Genomic DNA, 20,622 nt, shown 5'->3' with positions numbered 1-20,622 from the left:
ACTGCGGACGAGGCACGCTCCCGTTCGCGAGACCGCCTACCGGGCCCGACGGCTGGTCGCCCTTCAGGTCCTGCCAGATCAAGAAATAGGCGCGATGGACGACGTGGGCCACCCGCCCCTGCGCGGGTGTGGCCCCGAAGGAGGCGAACGAACGCCACCACCCGGCTCGTTCGAGGGCGGCTGCCTGGAGCGCGGTGTGCGCGGCGGTGGGCAGGCCGAGTTGATCCTCCGGCCGCACCGAGCCGCCCAACCGGATGATCTCCGCCGTCAGGTCGTCAGGCATGGTCACCGCACCACTGCTGACGAGCGTCAACGCCTCCAGCAGACGCAGTTGGTGGGCTTCCGGTCGCTGCAGGAGGACCTCGATCGCGTCGTGGATGCGCTGCCGTTCGGCCCAGTCACTCGAAGCTGCCGCGAGCGCGGCCATCGAGGCCAGCGCTGCGGAGGCCTTGATGCCATCCGCCCGTGACCGGAAGACCTCGCCCAGCCGGCGCCGCAACTCGGCAAAGCCGGAGGCGTCCAGCAGGCGCCGCCGCAGTTCGCCCGCCGAGATGGCCGGCTCGACCCGCAAGATCGCCACCGCCTCCCCGATGCCGTACAGATCGAGTAGCTGCAGCAGCCGGATGCGGGTCGGCCGGTCGACCGGCGCGTCCATCTCGGTGAACAGGTCGCCGGCCATCGTCATGGCGCCGAACAAGGCGGGGTCGACCGTCGTCAGCACTCGCAGCGCCTCCGCGTCGGCCGCGGTGAAGGCGCCGGTTTCCGCCGTCTCGGCCAGCAGACCGATCACCGGGATGACGTCGGCAACCCGGGGCCGCAGTACCTCGGCCTGGCTGCGGGCGAGGATGCGCGCGGCCTCGCGAACGCTGCCACCCGCCCCGGTGACGGAATCGGCCACCACCGTGTCGGCCTTGTTCAGCACCCCGAGGGCGTTGACCGGCCCGGCATCCCGCGAGGCGGTCGCGGCGGTGAAGGCCGCCAGCACCAGGGCGTCGTCCGCCCGGACCGACTGGGTGAAGACGTAGACGACGGCTTCGGCGCCGGCGACGGCAAACCTGGACACCGGGTCAAGCGACCCCGGCGTTCCACGACCCGCGTCGGCCCCGGTGCCGGTGCTCGTCGCCCGCGTGCCGGTCGCCCGGGTGCCCGTCGCCCGGGCGCCCGTCGCCTGGGTGCCCGTCGCCCGGGCGCCCGTCGCGCCGGAGGCTCCGAGCAGGGCCTCGGTCCGGGACACCGAGGCGGCGTCGAGCGATCCGAGCCCAGGGGTGTCGATCACCGTGATGTCCGCCAGCAGCGCACTCGTCAGGTAGGCCTCGATGTGGGAGACCCCGGCCAGATCAAGGCCGAGGTCGGCGGGGATGCCACCGTCGGCGGCGAACGGGAGGGTGGACCGGCGTCCGTCGCCGAACACCACCTCGATGCGGTCGACCGTGCCGTACTGGAACCTCGTCACCAATCGCGTGCACTCGCCGACGTCGGTGGGCGCGACCCGGCGCCCGATCAGGGCGTTGACCAGCGTCGATTTACCAGATTTGATGCGACCGGCGACGGCGAGCTGCAACGGGGTGTCGAGCCGCCCGACCACCTCGGCGACACCGGCCGCAGTAGTGCTGGAGACCTGGGGGAGCAGCGCGGTGCACATGCCGGCGACGGCCTGCGACAACGGACCCTGCATCAGTGCTCCCTTCGCCGGATGGCCGGCGTTCCGCTCGCCGGATGGCTTGGTGTTCCCCTCGGCGGTCGGCTAGCCGCGCGGTTTGTAGCTCTGGGCCCAGTAGGTCATGAGTTCGTCCTGCGTCGAAGTCGAGACCGAGACTACGACGCCGATGTAGGGCTGACCGGTCAACACCCAACCCAGCACGGAAGCCCCTCGGTCCCCGCTCCCGCCGAGGGCCGGCAGGTCGAAGGCCGTCATCACGCGGCCGGACACCGAACCCACGGTGAACGGGGCGTCGGAGTCGTACTTGTACAGCTCGGAAGTGTCCTTCTGGCGGCTCTTCACCAGCTGGTCGAGGTAGGCGATGGGCCCGGTCGAGGGGGCCGATGCGGTCATCACGTAGACCAGTATCTGTTCACCTTTGAGGTCCGGGGTCAGCGCGGCCGCGGGCGCCTGGCACCGCACCGCCCTGCCCACCTTGAGCTTGGCGGCGACCGAGGCGTTGTAGGCGGTCGTGCTGTCCACGCAGTTGATCAGCTGGGCGATGCTCGTGCCCATGAAGGCCACCTCACCGGCCGTGAACAGCTTCCCGGGCCCGAGGCCGGTCGGCTGGACACCGGAGGACTGCGCGCCGGACGACTGCGCGCCGGACGTCTGCGGCTTCACCGGTGAGCTGCCGGAGGTGGCTGCTCCGGAGGCGGTCACCGGGGTGGTCGGGTCCGCGCCCGGGGTCGGCGAGGGACCGAACGGTTTGACGATCACCAGGACCAGGACCAGCACGACCACCACCGCAACGGCCGCGGCGATCACCGTCAGCCGCCGCCGGTTGCCGGTCCCAGAACTGCGTCCTGACGTGTTCGTCGACCCGCGGCCAGGATCCCCGATCGGGAGCTGGCCGCCGGTCTGCAGACCGGGACGCCCCATTCCACCGGCGCCGTAGAGGCCGGGACCCGCAGGTGCGCCGGACCGCGGCGACTGGCCGTCGGTCAGCGCTACCGTGCGGTTGCCGTCCCGACGGACGGGCACGAGCAGGGCCCCGAGCGCGACGGCGGTCTCCGGCTGGTCCAGCGCGACCGGGGTCACGTGCAGCCGGTCCTGGATCAGGCCGGCGACCAGCGGGATCCGGGACGAACCGCCGACCAGGAAGATCCCGTTCAACTTCTCAGGGCCGATCCCGGCGTTCTGCAGGACCGACGTGAGGACCTCGATGGACCGCAGCAGATTGGGCCGGATCAGACCCTCGAACTCGGTCCGCGTCAGGTGGGCGTCGACGAACGGGTCGGGCAGCGAGACGTCCGTCTGCGGATACCGCGACAGGGTTTCCTTCGCCGCTCTGACGTCCTCGGCGAGTGCTCTGGCCGCACGCCGGGACGAGGTGTCGACCGGCCGCAGGATCTGCTGCCAGCGGGCCGGATCAGCGGACGACGTGTCCCGTCCGACCTGGTCCAGGATGGCCTGGTCGAAGTCGAGTCCGCCGAGGTCGGGCAGACCGGCCTCGGCGAGCACGTGGAACTCGCCGTCCCGCGCCGGGCCGGGCGACGATCCGGACGACGGCTGGGTGCGGCCCACGATGGCGATGTCGAAGGTGCCACCGCCGAGGTCGTAGACGGCGACGGTGCCGCCGGGCGGCAACGCACGACCTGGCAGCTGGGTGAACTGCGCCGCCGCCGCGACCGGCTCGGGGATGAGCAGCAGGTTGGCGCCCAGCCCGGCTGATCGGGCGGCGCTGACCAGGACATTCTGTCGGCTGGCACCCCACTGGGCCGGGTGGGTCAGGCGCACTTCGTCGGGCAGACCGCCGCCGAGTTGCCGACGCACCTCGATTGCCACTGCCCGCAGCACAGCCGCGATGATCTCCACCACCGGCACCACGCGGTCACCCAGCAGGACCTCGCCGTCGTCGATCCGGCGCTTCGGGTTCGGCTCGAAGCGGGCCGGGTCGAGACGCGCCGAGCGCTGGGCGTCGCGGCCGACCGTCACCTGTCCGTCGACGTCGACGTACACCGCCGACGGCAGCAACGGCGAGGTGTCGAAAGTGACCGTCCGTGGGGCCTGACCCTCGATCAGCAGCGCCGCCACCGTGTTCGACGTCCCGAAGTCGATGGCCAGCACCCGCATGTCTCTCCCACCCTGACCGGGGCCAACCCCGCGATTGACTGTTCGTCGAGCTGATCACTGTCGTTTCCGTCGAGCACACCATTATCGATTCGGTGGAGTTCATCGTGACACGTTCGGACGCCGTCCATCCGGCAGTCCGCAGGCTTGCCCTCGATTCAGCTCCACCAACGCTGCACCATGGGGATGACCCGGAAGAGCAGGACGATCCCCGGCACCAGGGCCAGCATGGCCAGCAGTTCCAGACGCTCGAGGGTCCGCTGCAGCCGTGCGCCGGCTACCTCGCGGAGCGAGCGCAGGCCGGAACCGGCCCCCAGCAGGCCGGCCAGGACCAGGACCAGCAGGGTGATCACCGGTCGCGAATCTGCGTCGAGTTCCAACCAGACGGGCAGCCGCACCGCGACGGCGACCACCGCGACGACCACGACGGCAAGCATGGGACCGACATGCGACGCCCGGGTGAACATCCGGCTCCGCAGCCCGAAGATCAAGCCGCCGAGGGCCCCGACCGCTGGGGCGATCCAGCCGGATGGCGTCCCCGAATCCGGGCTCCGCAGGATCAGCACGAGGCACGCCGCGGTGGCTGTACTCACGGCCGCCCAGACCATGCCGCCCGTCAGGCCGAGCCCGCGGCGGACGGCGGCCGCCACCGCGAGGCGCGGCACCGGCTCCCCTCGTTCGTCGGCCACCATCAGGTCGACCAGTCCAGCTCCACCCAACGCGACCTGACCTGCCAGACCGGCCAGCAACACCGCCACGACGACGGCCAGCCCGGCCGTGCGGTCGGCGGGCATCCCGGCCCGGGTGCACAGCAGTGCCAGGAGGGACAGCACGACGGCGACGCTGCCACCGATCGTCACACCGGGGTGACGCCTGACGATCCCGGCCAGAGCCAGCGCAAGGGCACCCGCCGCGACCAGCAGCAAGGGGAAACCGTTCCAACCCGCTGCACCCGTGGCCTCGGCGAAGATCTGGAGCGCGCTGCGATCGGCGGGCGCGCCAAGGACATCCTCGGTCGGGTCGAGGCCCAGGAGGGACGGGCTGACGGCGACCAGCCCCAACACCAGCAGGACGGCAGCCGGCACGGCCACCAGGGAGCAGACCCAGCCGCCCCGCTGACGGATGACACCGCCGGCAACCAGGGCACCGACGATCACCAGGGCCGGGGCGAGCCAGTCGACCGCGCCTCGCGAGGTCAGACCGACCAGCAGCGCGGCGAACAGGACGATGGCCAGCAACATGGCGATCGCGCTGCGCCGAGTGTCCCCGGTCCAGCCGGGAGCACTCGCCACGACCATCTCGGCCACCGCCGACTCGACGTCGTCGACGAACGGTGGGGGCGGGGCGGATGCCGCTTCCGTCAGGTACAGCTGCGCACCGTCGAGCACACCCGCGTCGTCGAGGGACCGCGAGGGTTCCAGCGGCCCGAATTCAGGTGCCGCAAGCCGCCACCGGACGGGCACCGGCGTACTCGGCACCGACAACAGGCGGAGAACGGTCGGGAGTTGTTCGGCCAGCGGAGCATCGGCGGGCAACGAGATGTCGATCTGGCGGCCGTCACCGATGACGGTCACTCTGGTGAACCGGGTTCCCATGGACCTCCCCTGATCGACGACGGGCTGTCGGTGCTCTCGGTGTCGACCAACGTCGTTGGTCGGTTTCCGAGCCACTCCCACCCCGCGGGACTGGCCCGACATCTCCGGCGAGCCATCGGCCCGCATGGATGTCGGTGGCCCGCCGTAGTCTAGGCGCGGTCACAGGGGAGTCATGGATGTTCGACCGAAGGGGCGAGATGGCCGATCACAACAAGGGGGCGATATGGCCCAGAGATTGATCCACCGTCCGGCGCGGACGCGGCCGGAGCCGCTCGACCTGCGGCCGGTCGAGTTGCTCTCGGCACCGACCCTGCCCGATGCAGCGGCGGGTCTGCAGGGCGTCATGCAGATCCTGATGCCCATCATGGGCGGTGCCGGGTCACTGATCATGATCGTCGCGAACCGCAATCCGGTGATGCTGATCGCCGGCGGCATCATGCTGATGGCCACCATCATCGGGGCCATCGTGATGTTCGTGGCCCAACGCACCGGGGCCGGCAAGAGGGCGAACGACCTGCGACGACGGTATCTGGACTACCTGGACCGGGTGCGCGTCGACCTGGCCGGCTCGGTCCGTCGCCAGCGCGCGGTCGCCCTGCACCATCACCCCGACCCCGCCTTGCTGCCCGAGCTCGTCCGCGATCCGCTACGGCTGTGGGAACGACGTCCGGAGGATCCGGACTTTCTGATCGCCCGGGTGGGGACCGGCCCGAGCCCGCTGTGGCAGCGGGTGGTGCCGCCGCTCGATCGCGACCCGCTGTCCGAACCCGATGTGGTGGTGGCCGCGGCAACGCTCCGGATCGTCGAACGGGACCGGATCGTCGGCGGCATGCCGATCGGTCTACCCATCAGCGGGCGCGTCTCGATCGTGGGGCCTGCCGGAGCGTCGCGGCAGGTCGTCACCACCGCGCTGGCCCAGCTGGTGGCCTGGCACGGGCCCGGCGAACTGCGCCTGTTCACCTGTGTACCGCGACGGTCCGCCGGCTGGCTGGACTGGCTGAAGTGGTTGCCGCACTTCCTGTCTCCCGACGAGTACGACGGCGCCGCCCCCAAACGCCTGACCACCGAGCACCCCGAGGTGATGGCCCAGCTGCTCGGGCCGGAGATCTCGCGTCGCACCGGTGAAGCGGTGCGGGCCGGTCGCTTCGGGCGCGTCAACCCGGCGAGATTCGGGCCTGCCATCGTGGTCGTGGTCGACCTCGGCGGGCCCGGTGGGGACCTGTTCGGCGGTCTCCCACCGGAGGTCACCCCGTCCGATCTCGGCATCAGCGTTCTCACCCTGGTCGAGTCGACGACCGCGGAGCCGGAGCGGGTCGACGTCAGGTTGACCTGCCACGAAGAGGGCATCCGCGTCGAGGACCTGCGGCCGGCCGGTGACGACGACAATGCCGAGTCCAGGCTCCGGGCCGCCGGTGCGCGGTCGGGCACCCCGGACGTGATCAGCCCGTCGACCCTGAAGGCGCTGCTCAGAGAGCTGACGGCCGTCCGGCTGGTCGAGGAGACATCCTCGTCGGCCCCGCTCGAGGCCACCCTGGATCTCGGCGATCTCGTCGGCGTCCGGGATCCCGGCAACTTCGACCCCCGGGCCACGTGGCTGCCGCGCCCGCTCGGGGAGTTCCTGCGCGTGCCGTTCGGGCTGGGCCCGGCGGGCGAACGGGTCTACCTCGACCTCAAGGAACCGGCGTTGGGCGGCATGGGACCGCACGGGCTCTGCGTCGGTGCGACCGGCTCCGGCAAGTCGGAGGTGCTGCGGACCGTGGTGCTGACGCTGGCGATGCTGCATCCACCGGAGCGGCTGTCCATGGTGCTCGTCGACTACAAGGGCGGCGCCACGTTCGCGGGCCTCGAAGAGGCCCCCCACTGCGCTGCGATGATCTCCAACCTGTCCGACGACACCGGGCTGGTCGACCGCCTGCACGACGCGCTGTTCGGCGAGATGAAGCGGCGCCAGCAGATGCTCGCCGACGCCGGCAACCTGCCGAACATCACCGAGTACAACCGGCGGCGCGAGAGCGGGGACCCGGCCTGCCGGGCTCCCCTGCCGAACCTCTTCGTGGTGATCGACGAGTTCGGCGAGCTGCTGACGGCGAAGCCGGACTTCATCGAGCTGTTCCTGGCCATCGGTCGTATCGGGCGGTCGATCGGCGTGCACCTGCTGCTGGCCAGCCAGCGCCTGGAAGAGGGCCGGCTCCGCGGGCTGGAGTCGTTCCTGTCCTACCGCCTCGGGCTGCGCACGTTCAACGTCGGCGAGTCGCGCGCCGTGCTCGGCGTCGGCGACGCCTACGAACTCCCGCCGATCCCCGGATCCGGCTACCTCAAGGTGGACACCACGGTCTTCCAGCGGTTCAAGGCCGGCTACGTCTCTGGCGCCTACGTCCCGCCGGTCACCGGCGAGACGGTCGTCGACGCCGCTCCCGTCCCGGCCCCCTTCCCGTTCTTCAATGACACCGCCTCCTATCTGGCCGCCATCGAACCGGACCGTCCGGCCCCGGTGGACGAGCCGGACGCACTCGCGCCGACAGTTCTGGACGTCGCGGTGCGCCAACTGGCAGCGGTCGGCGAGAAGGTCACCCAGATCTGGCTGCCTCCGCTACCGGCCGAGCTGACGCTCGACCGCATCGTCGGCGCGGTGACGATCGACCCGGTGCTCGGCCTGCGGGCAGCCTCGTCCGTGGTGCCGGTGCCCGGGACGAGCCGGCACGCCGCTCCGGGCGAGACCGAACCGGGCCGGGGCGTTGCGGCACCGGGTGGACTCACGGTCGCCATCGGGCTGCTGGACAAGCCGGCCGAGCAGAAGCAGGAACCGCAGCTGCTGGATCTCTCGGCCTCGGGTGGCCATCTGGCCATTCTGGGGGCCCCCCAGAGTGGCAAGTCGAATCTGCTCCGCACGCTCGTGGTGTCGGCGGCACTGAGTCATCAGCCAGGTGAGATCTCCTTCTACTGCTTGGATCTCGGTGGCGGTGCGCTCCGAGTGCTGGACGGTCTGCCACACGTGGCCGGCGTGGCGCCGCGGTTGGATGCCGACCGGGTACGGCGGACGGTCGCCGAGGTGGCCGGCGCGATGGCCGAGCGGGAGGAGCTGTTCGGACGGCTCGGCATCGACTCACCGCAGGCGATGCGGGCGATGTTCCGCGCCGGTCGGCTGACCGAACTGCCCGTCGCCGACATGTTCCTGGTGATCGACAACTTCCCGGTGCTGCGCAGCGATTTCGAGGACCTCGCCGATCTGGTGCAGGACCTGGGTACCCGCGGTCCCGGGTACGGCATCCACCTCATCCTGACGGCCGGGCGGTGGTCCGACATCCGCATGCAGCTGCAGGCCGCAATCGGCAATAAGATCGAGTTCCGGCTCAACGATCCCGGCGACTCCGTCATCGGGCGCAAGCAGGCCGTCAACCTGCGGGCCGACAACCCGGGTCGCTGCCTGGTCGAGGGTGGCCTGCAGGTGCAGACCTGCCTGCCATACCTTTCCGAGTCCGTTGCCGGCACCGGCACGGTCGAGACGTTGGTGGCCCAGATCGCGGCGGCCTGGCCCGGCGAGTCGGTGCCGCCGATCCGGATGCTGCCCACCCTGGTGGAGATGACGCCGCTACTGGCGGCCGCCGGTCCGCGTAGCGGCATCGTCATCGGGGTGGACGAGACGGATCTCAAGCCGGTCGAACTGGACTGGCGCAGCGCTGACTCGCACCTGCTGGTGATCGGCGATGCGGAGTCCGGGAAGACGTCGCTGCTGAAGACAATCATCCGCGACCTGGTCTCCAAGTACACGGACCAGGAGGTGGTGTTCGCCGTCTTCGACGTGCGCCGCACCCTGCTGGACGTCGTTCCGGAGGACTACCTCGGCGCCTACGCCGGCACCACCTCGATGGCTGCAGGCATGGCGGGGGGCGTCGCCGGCGAGCTGAAGGGTCGGCTCCCACCGGAGGACGTCACGGCCGCGCAACTGCGTGCGCGGTCCTGGTGGCGCGGGCCGGAGATCTTCGTCATCGCCGACGACTACGACCTGCTGTCGCCGGGTGGCGCTGGCCCACTTGCCCCGTTCGTCGAGTTCCTCCCGCAGGCCAGGGATGTCGGATTCCACATGATCGTCGCGCGACGCTCCGGCGGGGCTGGGCGCTCGCTCTACGAACCGGTGCCGCAGCGTCTCCGCGAGGTCGGCGCGACCGGTCTACTGCTGTCGGGAGACCGTCAGGAGGGTGCGTTCTATCCGGGCGTCCATCTCTCCGTGCAGCCGCCTGGCCGCGGCACGCTCGTGCGGCGCGGCCGCAAACCCAGCCTGATCCAGCTGGGCTTCAGGCCGGATGACGCCATCGACTGAGCTGGGACCCGATCAGCCGCGCCGGACGTCGGAGACGGTGCGCACCAGTTCCAGTCCGGCGGTGAGCGCGCGACGCGACATCCGCCCTGGCAGCCCGTTGCGCAGCGCCCGATCCCGTGGCACCAGGACCCAGGGCAGGTCGCCGGGTCGCCAACGTGGGACCAGCCGATCGACCGCGACCAGTGCGACGCAGACCGAGTGGTGCCTGGCCGGTCCTGGGGCGGACGATAGCCAGCGCCGCGCCGCGTCGAGCCGTGCGGGGGCGGAGCGGTCGGCGGTGAGCACCAGGACCACCTGGTCGACCAGATGCAGTACGGCATGGAACACGGGTTCGCCGCGGTCACTGGGTGTGTCGATGATGGTCAGATCGGCGCGATGACGCAGTCGGGTCAGGGTCTGCTCGAGCACCTGCGGGGCGAAGCTGCCCGCGTCGGCGGGGAGTGCCAGTACGGGAACGGCAGCCCCGGGGGTGCCCGCCGATCTGACCCGGCGCCGCGCCACCGCCTCGCCGTCGGGGACCGTCAGGAGCGCAGGCAGCCGGCCGTCGCCGCTACCACCGAGCAATTCCGTCACCGACCGTCCGCGTCCGCCGGCGCGGTTGGTCTCGACGACCGTCACCCGGTTGTCGGTGTACCCGGCCGCGGCCAAGGCCAACAGTGCCGCGACCGTGCTGGTCCCCGAGCCCGGAAGGCGACCTATCACGGCGACCGTCCGGCCACGGGCGGTGGACGGCACCCCGGCTCTTGCGCGGCGAAAGGCGCCGACCTGCCCGGAGAGCCCGGGGTTCAGCCCGGCCAGCAGCGAGCGGCCCCAGTCCACCCGATGGCGCTGCCCGCCGCCGTCGATGCTCATCCCTGCACCGTAGCCGGGTCGCGGAACCGTCGGCGGGCGTTGCCCCATGTGGACAACGGCTCCCCGCGCCCGCCAATGCTGGCAACATGGGACGGGAACCGCTGGGGCGGAGCGATCGTCCCAGCCTGTGCCGGTCAGCGGGACTGCCCCGGCGGGAACGCTCGACAGACTACGAGAAGTACTGCACTGCAACAGTTCGAGTTCGCAGAACGCACATGGGGAGTGAGTAGCGATGTCCGATTTCGCCCAGTATCCGTACGAGGCCCTGCAAGCCGTCGGCAGCAACCTGACCACCATCTCGGACCAGATCGGTTCGAAATCCAAGAACGCCTTCGAGATCCTCGGCTTCACCGCGGACCAGGACCGCATCAACAGCGCACTGGGCCATTTCCGGTCGGAGTGGGAGGCGAGCGTCAAGAAGCTGGGCGAGAACATCGGTGGCTTCGGCGACACCAGCACCCAGATCGGCTCGATGAGCGCTCAGTTCGATGCACAGTTGGCCAGCTCGATGCAGCCGGGTGGCACCGGAGGTTCCGGCGGTGCCGGCGGCAGCGGCCCGCAGTGACGCAACTCGGTGAGCTCGCCGGCGATCGGATCGAGCTCAACCCGGAGGTGCCGTTCCCGCCGTTCCCCATCTGGCTCCGCGTGCCTTCGACGTGGTCCCAGTTGGACTCCAACCCGGGGACCTGGCGGCGTTCGGCCGACGATCTGATCGACACCACCTTTCGTGGGTCGCGGGTGAGCTCCAAAGAGCGTCGCGAGATCGTCGCGCTGCTCGAAGGCCTGGTGGCCGACTGCCAGCGGGCCGGGGCCGCCCTCAGTCTCATCACCGTCGGCAAGCGGGCGGAAGGCGGAGCGGCGAGTTTCGGGCTGCACATCGCGTTCGCCAGTGATGGCCGCCCCACCTCGCTCGGCCGGGTGCACGACATCCTGCCCCGCACCGGAACGGTCACCGAGATCACCACCAACACCGGTCCGGCGATCCTGCACCGCGACCGGATGACGATGGTCGTGCCCGGTACCGCGGCCATCGCCGCGCTCACCAGCCTCCAGATCTTCCTGCCGGTGCCGGATACCAGTTGGACCATCCTGCTCTCGACTGCCAGCGCCCATCCCGAACTCACCGACCAGCTCGAGATGCTGCTGCGTACGGCGGCCCAGAGCATCCGCACCGGCGAGGACGGGTCGGTCGATGAGGTCGCCGATCCGGATCTGGCCTCGGACGCCCCCGGACCTGCCGCCAAGGCAGCGGACGTCGACTGGACGACGCCGACCGATTCGACGCCGAGGCCGGGGTACGAGCGCGGGTTCGGAACCACTGTCCTGCGCCGGCTCGACCCGCCCGGGGGTACTGCCGCAGATTCCGGCAACCGGGACCGAGGGACCGACGGGACCGGCCAAGGGACCGGCCAAGGGACCGGCCACGGCAGCGGGAGTGGGACGGCCTGATGAACCAGATTCGCCCGAAGGTCATCCTGCAGGCCCACGCGACCCGGTCGCTGACGGCGCTCGCGCTGCTGCTGCACGCCCGGGATCGCGGACCGCGGGACATGCGCAAGCCGCTGAACACGCTCATCGCGTCACTTGTCGTCGCGATCGTCATCGTGGTGGCCGTCGCGGTCGGTGGGCGGATCGGCTCCCTGATCGGCCAGCACTGACCCGTCGGCACTTCCCAGCCTTACGTCCTGCACAGCGATCGCTATAGCGATCGCTGTGCAGGACGTCCGGGTGCCGCAATCAGCACAGACCGGCCATCACAGCAGGTACACAGCTTCTGCACCGACACCCGGCCGGAAGTCGCCCTATCCTTGGAAGGGTGCTGACACGGATCCGCGACCGACCCCGGGCATGGGGATCAGTCCTGATGTTCTGCGGACTGCTCCTCGTCCCGTGGCTGCTGTACCTCTCGTTCAAGCTGCCCGACACGACCCGGGCGCGGAACTGGTCGCTGATGTGGACCGGAGTGGACCTCGCCGAGGCAGTCGGGCTCGTCGTCACCGGGGTCCTGCTCTGGCGCCGCAGCCCGCACCGCGCGTTGCCGGCGGCTTTCACCTCGGCGTTGTTGGCGCTCGACGCCTGGGTCGACGTCACGACCTCGGCACCCGGACATGCCAGAACTCTCGCTCTCGTGATGGCGTTGCTCATCGAGGTGCCCGCCGCAGTCGGCTGCCTGGTGCTGGCCGTCTCGGCCTTCCCGACCCGGCAGCCCCACGATCGTCGGTCCGACGCGCCGACAATCCCGTCGACGGATTCGAAGGACCTACCGCAGATCGATTCTCCGGCCGGAGAGCGTGCGCACGTGGATGTCCGGGAGGACGTCCCTGAACCCACCGGACAATTCCGGTAGCAATTTCGTATTTCACCCCCGGTCCGGCGCTCCGTCTAGCAATTGGCGTGGAGAAACCCGCCATTCGCTACCGGGGAAGGACCCCTCATGGAACGACCGAGTTGCAGTATCAAGGTGTTGCCGTCGGACCAGTGGATCGACGCGGCGGCCGCTGCCGTGGAGATCAACCCCACCAATGCCCCTGCCACGCAGGCACTTCGACTGAGCATGCCGGACACCGTCATCGAACCGGCCCATCTCGCACTGCTGACCTCGAAGTACTGGGGTAGCGGCGGCGTCCGGTTGACGGTCGGGTTCATGGACGGCCCGGCCGCCGATCTCCGCGCCCGCATCCTGTCCCACATGAACGCCTGGGGCAGCTACTCCAACGTCCAGTTCCTCGAGACGGCAACGGATCCGCAGGTTCGGATCAACCGCGCGGCCGACGGGTACTGGTCGTATCTCGGCACGGATGTGCTGCACATCGCCGCCGACCAGCCGACGATGAATCTGCAGGGGTTCTCGATGGCGACCGCCGATTCGGAGTTCTACCGGGTCATCCGACACGAAACCGGTCACACGCTCGGGTTCCCGCACGAACACACCAGGGACGACATCGTCAATCGAATCGACCGGGCCAAAGCGCTCGAATACTTCGAACGGACGCAGGGTTGGTCGGAGGCTCAGGTCATCGCCCAGGTCCTGACGCCGATGGACAACTCCGCCCTGATCGCCACCGCGAAAGCCGATCCGGTTTCCATCATGTGTTATTGGTTGCCGGCCTCGATCATGAAGGACTCCGTCGCGGTCGACGGCGGCACCGACATCGATCCCCTGGACCAGCAGTTCGCCGGACAGGTCTACCCGCGGGGAAATCCGTTCCCGCAGTGGCTGGAGCTGGACGACAACCCGGCCACCGTCGACATCGTCGCGTCCGGCGGAAACCTCTACCAGCTGCACAACTCCGGACGCATCTGGATCTACACGGGCACCCCGCACACCGGGTGGATGGAGCTCGACAACAACCCCGCAACGGCCCAGATCGCCGCCGACGGGGGCAACCTCTACCAGCGCCACCAGGACGGCCGGATCTGGATCTACACCGGCACCCCGCACACCGGCTGGCTGGAACTCGACAACAACCCGGCCACCGTCGGCATCGTCGCCGCCGGCGGAAACCTGTACCAGCTGCACAACTCCGGACGGATCTGGATCTACACCGGCACCCCGCACACCGGCTGGCTCGAGCTCGACAACAACCCGCTGACCGTCGAGATCGCGGCCGACGGCGGAGCGCTGTACCAGCGACACGACAATGGCAACATCTGGATCTACACCGGTACCCCCCACACCGGCTGGCTCCAGGTCGACGGCAACAGCCAGACCGTGGACATCATCGCCGGCAGCGGTCACCTGTACCAGCGCCACAGCTCCGGACGGATCTGGATCTACACCGGCTGATCCGTTCGCTCGGCCCACCCCGGCTGCGCAGACGGAATCGCCCGTTTCGCCCCCATTTCGGGCCGAAACGGGCGATTCTGTCTGCGCCGGGCAGTTCGGTATGCGCGGAAACCGGGGAGCGGGGGGCGGCGACCTAGCGCAGGATGGGGTCCATGATCGAAGTTTCCGGACTCACCAAGATCTTCGGGCCTACTCGAGCCGTCGACACGCTGTCCTTCACAGTCCGACCCGGCACCGTGACTGGTTTCCTCGGGCCCAACGGCGCGGGGAAGTCCACCACCATGCGGATGATCCTGGGTCTGGACAACCCGACCGCCGGTCAGGCCCTGATCCAGGGCAAGCCCTACGCCTCGCTCACCAGGCCGCTGACCAAGGTCGGCGCCCTGCTGGACGCGAACTGGGTGCACCCGAACCGGAGTGCGCGGTCACACCTGCGGTGGATGGCCGCGTCCAACGGACTCTCCGTCAAGCGCGTCGACGAGGTGCTGGAGACCGTCGGACTCAGCTCCGTCGCGAAGAAGGCGGTCGGGAAGTTCTCCCTCGGCATGAAGCAACGACTCGGGCTGGCCGGCGCCATCCTCGGCGATCCCGAAGTCCTGCTCTTCGATGAACCGGTCAACGGGCTCGACCCGGAAGGCATTCTCTGGATTCGACAGTTCATGCACAGCCTCGCCTCCGCCGGCCGGACCGTCTTCGTCTCCTCCCATCTGCTGTCCGAGATGTCCGTCACAGCACAGCATCTGATCGTCATCGGCAAGGGGCGACTGATCGCCGATGCTGCTACGGCCGACTTCATCGCCCAGTCAACCGAATCCACCGTCCGGGTGCGGTCACCCCAGCTGCCCGCACTCGCCGACCTGTTGGACCGCAACGGTATTCAGACCAGCCCGGCCGAGGGTGCGCTGATCGTGCACGCCACCCCGATCGAACGGGTCGGTGATCTGGCCGGGACGGCGGGCATCACGTTGCACGAGTTGGCCGGCGTCCAGGGCTCGCTGGAAGAGGCCTTCATGCAGCTCACCGGCGATTCGGTCGAGTACGGAGGGCACCAGTTCACCGCCGGCATCGACCCGATGCTCACCCCATCCGGCGTCCCCGCCTTCGCAGCGACCGGCGCGGTCCAACCCGGCGCATTCCAACCCGGCGCATTCCAACCCGGCGCGGCCCCCCCGCCCCGCGCAGCGCCCGCTGACCAGACCCCAGAAGCGAAGAGGCAGGATCAGACATGAGCGAGCATCGCCGCGAGGTACGAGCAAGGAGCGGAGCTCATGAACTGATGAGCGCCCGCGCGAAGAGGCAGGATCAGACATGAGTTTGCTTGCTGTGGAACGGATCAAGCTGTTCTCCACCCGCTCGCCGTACTGGTGCCTCGGCGCAATCCTGGTGGCCGCGTTGGCCTTCGGGCTGCTCATCGGCCTCGGCGACAGCGGCAGGCAGGCCATCCCCTTCTTCGCCCTGCGCGGAGTAGCCCTGGGGCAGAGCATCTTCATGATCATGGCGGCCCTGGCCATCACCACCGAGTACCGCTTCTCGACGATCCGCAGCACTTTCCTGGCCGCACCCAAGCGAACCACGGTGCTGCTGGCCAAGACCCTCCTGCTTGCCGGACTCGGGGCCGTCGTCGGCTTCGTCTCTGCCATCGGCGCCTTCTTCCTGACGAAGGCGTTGGCCAAGCAGCCACCGGAACCGTTGGTGCTGCAGGGCGAAGTCTGGCGTGAGGTCGCCGGATACTCGGCACTGTTCGCGATCGCCGCCGTCATCGCGGTCTCCGTCGGCACTCTGCTGCGGCAGTCGGCCGGAGCGATCACGCTGCTACTGCTGTGGCCGCTGCTGGTGGAGACGTTGTTCACGCTGATCCCGACGGTGGGACCGAAGGTGGGCCCCTGGCTGCCGTTCGCCGCGGGCAGCGAGTTCGTCACGCCGACCAGCAACATCGCCGGATTGCAGGATTTCCTGTCCAACCGGAGCGCTCCGAGTCCGGTGCAGGGCGTACTGGTGTTCCTGGCCACCGCCGTCGTGCTGTGGATCCTGGCCGCTTTCGTGCTCAACAAGCGCGACGCCTGAACAGTTTTGCGAAGTGATCAGGCACCGCAACCGATCGGCGACCCGGCCCGTCAGAGCGGCGTACGAAACCGCTCGTCCGTCGTCGCTCTGCGAGCGCGCCACCCACCACTACCCCGGTGCCGCCCGGCACCCGCACCCGCCGGTAGCCCTGACCGGGCCCACGGCGGGCGCAAAGCCGATGTTCTGGACGACCCGTCAGCCCGAGCTACTACTGCCCCACCAAGGGAACGTCCGTCCCGACCCTGATCGTCTACGACGACGGCTCTGTGCTGGTGTCGAAGTACTTCGGCGCCTACTGGAACCAGATCCCGACGTTCACCGCAGGCTGGATCGACCCGGATGTCCTGGCCGCGCTGGCGGAGAACTATCTCGACTCGCCGGAGGCCGAGGTCGACTTGAGGGACCTCGACGTCACCGACGGGCCGATCGACCACATCGCCTACCGAGCCGCCGGCACCACGACGACCCGTGGCGTCTCCGCCTATCTCGCGGACTTCGATGTGTCGCAGATCGACCTCCCGGCCGAACAGGTGCCGGCCCGGCAGGCGTTCAACGATCTACGGGCGACCGTGTTCGGCCGGGCTGACGCGACCCAGGACTGGACCCCCAGTGCCTGCCATTGACCGGATCCGCGGCCGAGGCCGTGCTGGACGCCCAGCGGAACCGTCACGTCGAGGCCCCCTGGACCTGGCACGGCAAGAAGCTCACCTGGCGGTCAGCGCGATTCCGCCGTGCTGGACACCCTGTCAGACGCCCGAATGACCGGGGGCCGGTCGAGCCCGTCCGGCACCGTATCGGCTGCCGGACGGCGTCGCCGGCGGGCCATCACCACGCCGACCACGGTGAGCAGCACCAGGGCACCAACGGCAGCCAGGAACGGCCACGACCCGGGCTCGGCGCCGTACGCACCGACCGTGACATAGGCCGTGGTGGCCGGGATCATGCCCAGCACCGTGCCGGCCACGAAGTCGCGGAGCCGGACGACGGTGAGTCCGGCCAGGTAGTTGACGGCGGTGAACGGGACAACGGGGATCAGCCGGGCCGTCAGGATCGCGAAGAAGCCCCGCCGTTCGAGCAGGGCGTCGAAGCGCTCGAACCGCACGCCGACGATCCGGCGCACCGTCTCCCGGCCCAGCACCCGGCCGATGCCGAAGCCCGCGATAGCCCCGATGTTCGCGCCGACCACCACCAGGAGCAGGCCGATTGGCACCCCGAAGAGCGCACCCGCGGCGAGCGTCAACACGGTCTTGGGCAGCGGGGAAAGGGTGGCCGCGGCGTAGAGACCGGCGAAAACCACACCAGCCCACCAACCCATCCGGGCGAGGTCGGCGCGCAGCCCATCCAGGTCGGGCAGGCCGACCGTGAGGGCGACGATCACGATCGCCGCCATCAACAGCACCAGGCCGGTCGCCTGCCAGATCACCCGCTGCCGCATCCGCATGGGCCCATCGTCCCAGGCCGGCCGGTGAGAGTTCTCCGGATCCGCCCTGACAGCCGGGTCAGCCATCGTGATCACCGGGAACCGGCTCGCCGGCGACCCAGCCCGCGGCCCGGGCGGCCATCAGCGACAGCACCATCACCTCCTGCTGGCTGCGGCCGAGTTCGGCCGCCCTCGCGGCGACCGTGTCGAACTCCGCACTGACCTGGCTGACCACCCCGCCCCGAAGGGCGACCTTGATCGTGACCGGGCCGCCTTCGACGTCGAGATCGGTCGTCAGCCGGGGCAGCGCGAACTTCCCGACCTCGAGGTGGCGGACGCCGATGGTGCTGGTCAGGTCGAAGATCCGGTTCCGCAGGAGGTCGGCTCGGCCCGGATCGCACAGCACGTTCAGCGTGTGTGCCGGACGGCCCTTCTTCATCAGGATCGGGGTCAGCCAGGCGTCGTCGGCGCCCGATACCAGCAGCTGGTGCAGGACGTCGGGCCAGAGCCTCGGGTCCAGATCGTCGACGTTCGCCTGCAGGATCAGTGCCGCACTGCCCACCGCCCCGTCGGTCGGACGACGCTCCACCAGTTCGCCCACCATCACCCTCGTGACGTTGGCACGGCCGACCACCTCGCGCGTCCCGGCCCCGATCCCGACGTGGGCGATGACCATCGGTGGCAGGTCCTCGCAGCGATCGGCCAGCGCGGCGAGCAGGGCCATCCCGGTGGGGGTGGTGAGTTCGCCTTCGCCGCCGGCACTGACCCGCCAGCCGAGGGCCAGTTCGGCCACGGCCGGCACCGGAACGGGCATGGTCCCGTGGGCCGCGCGGACCCGGCCGGATCCGAGGGCGACCGGTCCGGCCGACACCGAGGTCACCCCGAGGTCGTCCAGCGCCGCACAGACGCCGACCACGTCGGCGATCGAATCCAGGGCACCGACCTCGTGGAAGTGCACCTGACCGGGATCAATCCCGTGCACGCGCCCCTCGGCGGCGGCCAGCTTCGCGAACACCGCAAGCGCACGATCGCGGATCGGCTCCCGCAGTCCGTCGAGCATTCCCCGGACGGCGCTCCAGGTGCGGTGCGGTGGATCGGGCGCCAGGAGTTCGACGTGGGCCTTCGTGGCCCGTTGCCCGGCTCGGGTCACACTCTCCACTCGCAGCGAGATCGATTGCGCCACCACGGTATCGATCGCCGATTGGACCAGGGACAGCTCGGCCCCGGCGTCCAGCAGCGCCCCCAGCAGCATGTCTCCCGCCACCCCGGCCGACGGGTCGATCCAGAGGTGCTTCATGCCGGGGCGGCGATCTGGGCCGCCAGGTAGCCTGCGCCGTAACCATTGTCGATGTTGACCACACTCACCCCGGGCGAACAGGAGTTGAGCATCGTCAGCAGAGCGGCCAGGCCGCCGAAGGAGGCGCCGTACCCGACCGACGTGGGCAGCGCGATCACCGGAGCCTCGACGAGGCCGGCCACCACACTTGGCAACGCGCCGTCCATCCCGGCCGCGACCACGAGAACACCGGCCCGCCGGAGGGTCTCGAGCCGCGCCAGAATCCGGTGCAGTCCGGCGACGCCGACGTCCACGATCAGTTCCACGGCACGGCCCAGGTACCGGGCGGTCAGGTAGGCCTCCCGGGCGACCGGGAGGTCGGAGGTACCGGCCGCGATGACGACGACCGGCCGCCCGGTCGGCTCGGGTGGTTCGGGCGGCCAGGCCAGCAATCGGGCAGTCGTGCTGTACCGGGCGTCGGGGAGATGCGCCAGCACCGCCGAGGCATGGTCCGGGCTCGCGCGGGTGAACAGGGTGGTGATGCCCCGATGCTGCAACATGTTCGCGGCGATCAGGCCGACCTGCTCGGGTGATTTGCCCTCGCAGTAGATCGCCTCCGGGTATCCACGACGGCGGGTGCGGTCCAGGTCGAGGTCGGCGATGTCGGCCAAGCTGTCGGCGAGATTTTCTGGGAGGCTGTCGTCAGGCATGGTGGTCCAGCACGGTCAGGGTGAAGGCGCCCGACATCATGCCACCGAGATCAACGACGGCGTAACGGAATCCGGCAGCGAGAACGGCCTGCCGGATGTACCGACGCAGCGGGTCGCTGGCGGCGCGCACCAGATCGTCGGCCGGCAGTTCGATCCGGGCGATGTCGCCGTGGTGCCGGACCCGAAGGTCCACCAGACCCAGTCGACGGAGCGCACTCTCGGCCTGATCGATCTGGGCCAGCTTCTCCGGGGTCACCTCCTCGAAGTGTGGGATTCGCGATGCCAGGCAGGGTGCGGCCGGCTTGTCGGCGCAGGGCAGTCGCCAGGAACGGGCCAGTCGACGGACCGCAGCCTTGTCGAGGCCCGCGTCGGCCAGTGGATGGAGCACATGATGGGCTACCGCGGCTTTCGATCCCGGTCGGTCGGGACGCTTCACGTCGTCCGCATTCTCGCCGTACGCGACCGCATCAAGTCCGTGTCGCTCGAGGATCTCGTGGTCGATGCGGGTGAACAGTTCGTCCTTGCAGTGGAAGCACCGATCCGGGCCGTTGCGGCGGTAGGCGTCGTTGTCACCCTCGGCGGTCATCACCTCGATGATCTCTGCGCCGATGAAGGACGCGGTGCTCAGCGCGCCGGCGTACTCGTCGGCGGCCAGGCTGGGCGAGACGCCGATGATGGCGAGCACCCGGTCCGGCCCGAGCGAGCGAACCGCGGCCGCCAGCAGCACTGACGAGTCGACGCCGCCGGAGAACGCCACGCCCAACCGGTGAACTCCCTGCCACGTCGCCGACATCCGCTCCGGGACGGGAAGTTCCTCTGCGATCGAGG

Annotated in this window: 16 protein-coding genes and 1 pseudogene; 9 read left to right on the top strand and 8 right to left on the bottom strand. The window is 69.7% G+C overall.

Annotated elements, in window-relative coordinates; translation table 11 throughout:
• Positions 1–61: 61 nt before the first annotated feature.
• From ABIB25_RS12970 to eccD, 3 genes and pseudogenes are all read right to left on the bottom strand, one after another.
• A pseudogene (locus ABIB25_RS12970) lies at positions 62–1,675 on the bottom strand (dynamin family protein); the annotation flags it as partial.
• A gap of 69 nt (positions 1,676–1,744) precedes the next feature.
• On the bottom strand, positions 1,745–3,775 hold the full coding sequence (locus ABIB25_RS12965; RefSeq protein ID WP_354528879.1) for an Hsp70 family protein: 2,031 nt from the start codon (positions 3,773–3,775) through the stop codon (positions 1,745–1,747).
• 155 nt (positions 3,776–3,930) lie between these two features.
• On the bottom strand, positions 3,931–5,367 hold the full coding sequence (gene eccD / locus ABIB25_RS12960) for a type VII secretion integral membrane protein EccD (protein WP_354528878.1): 1,437 nt from the start codon (positions 5,365–5,367) through the stop codon (positions 3,931–3,933).
• A gap of 223 nt (positions 5,368–5,590) precedes the next feature.
• Between eccD and eccCa the strand changes: the two genes are divergently transcribed.
• Positions 5,591–9,685 carry a type VII secretion protein EccCa gene (eccCa, locus tag ABIB25_RS12955; protein ID WP_354528877.1) on the top strand — a complete coding sequence of 1,365 codons (4,095 nt, stop codon included), beginning with the start codon at positions 5,591–5,593 and terminating at the stop codon, positions 9,683–9,685.
• Between the two features lie 12 nt (positions 9,686–9,697).
• On the opposite strand, the gene ABIB25_RS12950 is transcribed toward eccCa, so the two are convergent.
• On the bottom strand, positions 9,698–10,537 hold the full coding sequence (locus tag ABIB25_RS12950; protein WP_354528876.1) for a hypothetical protein: 840 nt from the start codon (positions 10,535–10,537) through the stop codon (positions 9,698–9,700).
• Between the two features lie 232 nt (positions 10,538–10,769).
• Here ABIB25_RS12950 and ABIB25_RS12945 point away from each other — a divergent pair, with 232 nt between their 5' ends.
• The 8 genes from ABIB25_RS12945 to ABIB25_RS12910 all read left to right on the top strand — a co-directional run bounded on the left by ABIB25_RS12945 (position 10,770) and on the right by ABIB25_RS12910 (position 17,011).
• The gene (locus ABIB25_RS12945) at positions 10,770–11,102 is read left to right on the top strand and encodes a hypothetical protein (RefSeq protein WP_354528875.1); all 333 of its coding nucleotides are present in this window, start codon (positions 10,770–10,772) and stop codon (positions 11,100–11,102) included.
• A complete protein-coding gene (locus tag ABIB25_RS12940; protein WP_354528874.1) occupies positions 11,099–11,986 on the top strand; it encodes a hypothetical protein in 888 nt (295 codons plus the stop codon). Before ABIB25_RS12945 ends, ABIB25_RS12940 begins: the two co-directional genes overlap by 4 nt.
• A complete protein-coding gene (locus ABIB25_RS12935) occupies positions 11,986–12,195 on the top strand; it encodes a hypothetical protein (protein WP_354528873.1) in 210 nt (69 codons plus the stop codon). The genes ABIB25_RS12940 and ABIB25_RS12935 overlap by 1 nt, the downstream gene beginning before the upstream one ends.
• Before the next feature lie 158 nt (positions 12,196–12,353).
• A complete protein-coding gene (locus ABIB25_RS12930; RefSeq protein WP_354528872.1) occupies positions 12,354–12,884 on the top strand; it encodes a hypothetical protein in 531 nt (176 codons plus the stop codon).
• Between the two features lie 87 nt (positions 12,885–12,971).
• Positions 12,972–14,324, top strand: coding sequence for a M12 family metallopeptidase (locus tag ABIB25_RS12925; protein ID WP_354528871.1), 1,353 nt, complete (start codon positions 12,972–12,974; stop codon positions 14,322–14,324).
• Between the two features lie 152 nt (positions 14,325–14,476).
• Complete coding sequence (locus ABIB25_RS12920) at positions 14,477–15,553, top strand: ABC transporter ATP-binding protein (RefSeq protein WP_354528870.1); 1,077 nt, start codon at positions 14,477–14,479, stop codon at positions 15,551–15,553.
• Between the two features lie 79 nt (positions 15,554–15,632).
• Complete coding sequence (locus ABIB25_RS12915) at positions 15,633–16,388, top strand: ABC-2 transporter permease family protein (protein WP_354528869.1); 756 nt, start codon at positions 15,633–15,635, stop codon at positions 16,386–16,388.
• 266 nt (positions 16,389–16,654) lie between these two features.
• On the top strand, positions 16,655–17,011 hold the full coding sequence (locus ABIB25_RS12910; RefSeq protein ID WP_354528868.1) for a hypothetical protein: 357 nt from the start codon (positions 16,655–16,657) through the stop codon (positions 17,009–17,011).
• A gap of 92 nt (positions 17,012–17,103) precedes the next feature.
• Here ABIB25_RS12910 and ABIB25_RS12905 read toward each other — a convergent pair whose 3' ends face one another.
• From ABIB25_RS12905 to larE, 4 genes are read right to left on the bottom strand one after another with little or no spacing between them, the layout of a single operon-like run.
• Complete coding sequence (locus tag ABIB25_RS12905; protein ID WP_354528867.1) at positions 17,104–17,895, bottom strand: TVP38/TMEM64 family protein; 792 nt, start codon at positions 17,893–17,895, stop codon at positions 17,104–17,106.
• The gene (gene larC, locus ABIB25_RS12900; protein WP_354528866.1) at positions 17,888–19,105 is read right to left on the bottom strand and encodes a nickel pincer cofactor biosynthesis protein LarC; all 1,218 of its coding nucleotides are present in this window, start codon (positions 19,103–19,105) and stop codon (positions 17,888–17,890) included. Before larC ends, ABIB25_RS12905 begins: the two co-directional genes overlap by 8 nt.
• Positions 19,102–19,794, bottom strand: coding sequence for a nickel pincer cofactor biosynthesis protein LarB (gene larB / locus ABIB25_RS12895; RefSeq protein WP_354528865.1), 693 nt, complete (start codon positions 19,792–19,794; stop codon positions 19,102–19,104). Before larB ends, larC begins: the two co-directional genes overlap by 4 nt.
• A complete protein-coding gene (larE, locus tag ABIB25_RS12890; RefSeq protein WP_354529048.1) occupies positions 19,787–20,587 on the bottom strand; it encodes an ATP-dependent sacrificial sulfur transferase LarE in 801 nt (266 codons plus the stop codon). Before larE ends, larB begins: the two co-directional genes overlap by 8 nt.
• Positions 20,588–20,622: the final 35 nt, after the last annotated feature.

The sequence above is a fragment of the Nakamurella sp. UYEF19 genome (assembly GCF_040546275.1).
Taxonomy (GTDB): domain Bacteria; phylum Actinomycetota; class Actinomycetes; order Mycobacteriales; family Nakamurellaceae; genus Nakamurella.
The sequence above is the reverse complement of the archived record's forward strand: the minus strand, read 5'-3'. Positions and strand labels throughout refer to the sequence as shown.